3 protein-coding genes and 2 pseudogenes are annotated in these 2,239 nt (G+C 61.9%); 3 read left to right on the top strand and 2 right to left on the bottom strand.

What is annotated here, in order from left to right; genetic code table 11:
- A pseudogene (locus VJX68_RS15610) lies at positions 1-250 on the bottom strand (hypothetical protein); the annotation flags it as partial.
- A gap of 380 nt (positions 251-630) precedes the next feature.
- On the opposite strand from VJX68_RS15610, the gene VJX68_RS15605 reads away from it, so the two are divergent.
- The 3 genes and pseudogenes from VJX68_RS15605 to VJX68_RS15595 form a co-directional block, all read left to right on the top strand.
- A complete protein-coding gene (locus VJX68_RS15605; RefSeq protein WP_324096639.1) occupies positions 631-1,035 on the top strand; it encodes a transposase in 405 nt (134 codons plus the stop codon).
- Complete coding sequence (locus VJX68_RS15600) at positions 1,010-1,546, top strand: hypothetical protein (protein ID WP_324096638.1); 537 nt, start codon at positions 1,010-1,012, stop codon at positions 1,544-1,546. Before VJX68_RS15605 ends, VJX68_RS15600 begins: the two co-directional genes overlap by 26 nt.
- A pseudogene (locus tag VJX68_RS15595) lies at positions 1,495-1,617 on the top strand (ISAs1 family transposase); the annotation flags it as partial. The gene VJX68_RS15600 and the pseudogene VJX68_RS15595, both read left to right, overlap by 52 nt.
- A 314-nt stretch (positions 1,618-1,931) precedes the next feature.
- Here the strand turns inward: VJX68_RS15595 and VJX68_RS15590 are convergent.
- On the bottom strand, positions 1,932-2,239 hold a 308-nt coding region (locus VJX68_RS15590; RefSeq protein WP_324096637.1), incomplete at its 5' end, for a hypothetical protein.

The raw sequence follows: 2,239 nt of genomic DNA, 5'->3' as shown, positions 1-2,239 counted from the left end.
TTCGTAACCCTTGAAAACGGACATGACAGCCGGTGAGACCGGCGTAACGCGCGACTGCTTTTCGATCGCGTAGGTTTCGTAGGAGCACTTCGTTCACGAGCATATCCGCCGTCTCGATGCCGACACCTCTGATGCGAGCCGCCAACTGCACCATGGCGTGCGGTCGTCGTTCAGGCGTCGACTGCAATTCCTCCAAGCGGGTTTTCTCGATTTCCTTGATCTGATCGCTGACGAAACGCAACCGCGCCATGTCTCGCTGCAGCTCGGCCAGCGTGTTGGGCGGGATAGGCTCACCACTCTGTGGGCATGAAACAGAACTCGCATACCCTACCGTTTCCGAATGTCCGACTTACCTCGGTGACGCGGAGTGATGGCGTCTGGGTTGTCTGGGCGGAAAGCATCGGCACAGCGGCGGCATGCCCGCGATGTCAGGTCGCCTCGTCGGCCCGGCACAGCTCGTATCAGCGGCGATTTTGAGATCTGCCCATCCAGGGCCGACCAGTACGGATCACGCTCACCGTTGGTCGCTGGCAATGTCGCAACGCCGACTGCCGGCAGTCCATCTTCACCGAGCGACTGCCTGGGATGGTGGACCCTCGTGCGCGACAGACACGGCGTGCGGCCGGCATCTTGCGCCTGCTGCGGCACGGCGTCGGAGGCCTGCCGGGCGAAAATCTGGCCGCGCGGTTGGGCTTTGCAGCCAAACGAGGCACCATCCTGCGGCATCTCATACGGCACCAGCGTCTGCCCGGCCGTTCCGCTCCTCGGGTGATCGGGATCGACGAATGGGCGTCAAGAAAAGGCCTTCGCTTCGGCACGATCGCGGTCGACCTCGAGCGTCGAGAAGTGATCGACGTCCTGCCCGATCGCTCGGCTGTCAGCACCGCGGCGTGGCTGGCCGAGCGACCCAGTATCGAGCTGATCGCCCGTGATCGTGATGGGCTCTACGCCGACGCATCGCGTCAGGGCGCTCCGCAGGCGAGACAGATCGCCGACCGCTTTCCACCTGGTGCAGAACCTGCGGGCCGCCATTGAGCGCCAGCTGAGCGGATTGGAGCGTCCGATCCGCGGCTACCGCGCCAATCCTGGTCACCTTCTTGGTACCGACGGTGCGCAGCCGGGTGATGGAGTCGGCGCGCAAGGCGAGCCGAGAGAGCTGACCCACGTATCGGGGCGTCCGTTCCTGCTGGCAGCATTCGCCAAGGTTCGGGCCATGTATGATGCAGGTGCGACGGTTGCAGCGATCACCCGCGAGCTGCGTCTGACGCGAAAGATCGTCGACAAATGGGTCCGCCTCGAAAGCCTTCCCGAACGCGCGCGCATGGCGCCCAAGTCAAGCACGCCGGCGCGGTTTGCCACCTACCTACGGGATCGCTGGGCGGAGGGAGAGAGGAATGTGCGACTCTTGCTGCAGGAGATGCGCGAACAAGGCTTCACCGGCTGCTACTCGCGGCTGGCGGCGTTCGTCGACTGGCTCACCTTATGGGACCGATCGTGCGCGGCCATTGGTCCGTCGAGAACAGCTTGCATTGGACCATGGAGATGATCTTCCGCGACGACGCGTGCCGCATCCGGACAGACCACGCACCCGCAAATTTCACGACCGTCAAACAAATGGTCCTGTCAGCATTCGCGCCACAGACGCCGCAACGAGCAACTTCCTCGATATCGTGTGCCTTCGCTTGGCAGTTTCCGGCGCGCCCGAAGGAGCAGTACATAACAAGATTGCATCAAAATGGAGTTTGGCGCGAATGCGGACAGAACCTCCGGGCAGATCACCATGCGCAAGGTCGATGGATGGCAGAGTCTCGCCCAAAAGCCGATTGAACAAACAACGATCGCCGCCTGATCCGATCACTCTCACCGTGCCGGAGACGCCATCCAGGCAATTTCGACACACTTGGCGACGGCACCCCGTTGCAGATCTGCTGCTACTGCGGCGGCCCTTCGATTCGCGTTAGAAGGTTCTCTTCCAGCCAGGCCCGACGCTCTTTGAGTCGTTTGACATGAGACTCGAAACTACGAAGCATGTCGGTGACCTCGCGGTATTCTTGGCAAAGCGCATCGAACCCCGCGTCTCTCGCGACAATCTCGCGCACGTTCTCTTCGTCTTCTGGGAACTGTGCAAGCAGTGACCGAATTCGCTCTACCATGGCGGCGGTCCCTATCCTCACGAAATCAGCGATCGTTCCCCTTTGCTGCTTCAGATGTTTTTCGTCGAGCGAGACAGGCGCCGACG

It is taken from the genome of Binatus sp. (SeqCode), assembly GCF_035272065.1.
GTDB lineage: Bacteria > Desulfobacterota > Binatia > Binatales > Binataceae > Binatus.
Note: the sequence above shows the minus strand (reverse complement) of the source record. Positions and strands in the feature narration are given on the sequence as shown.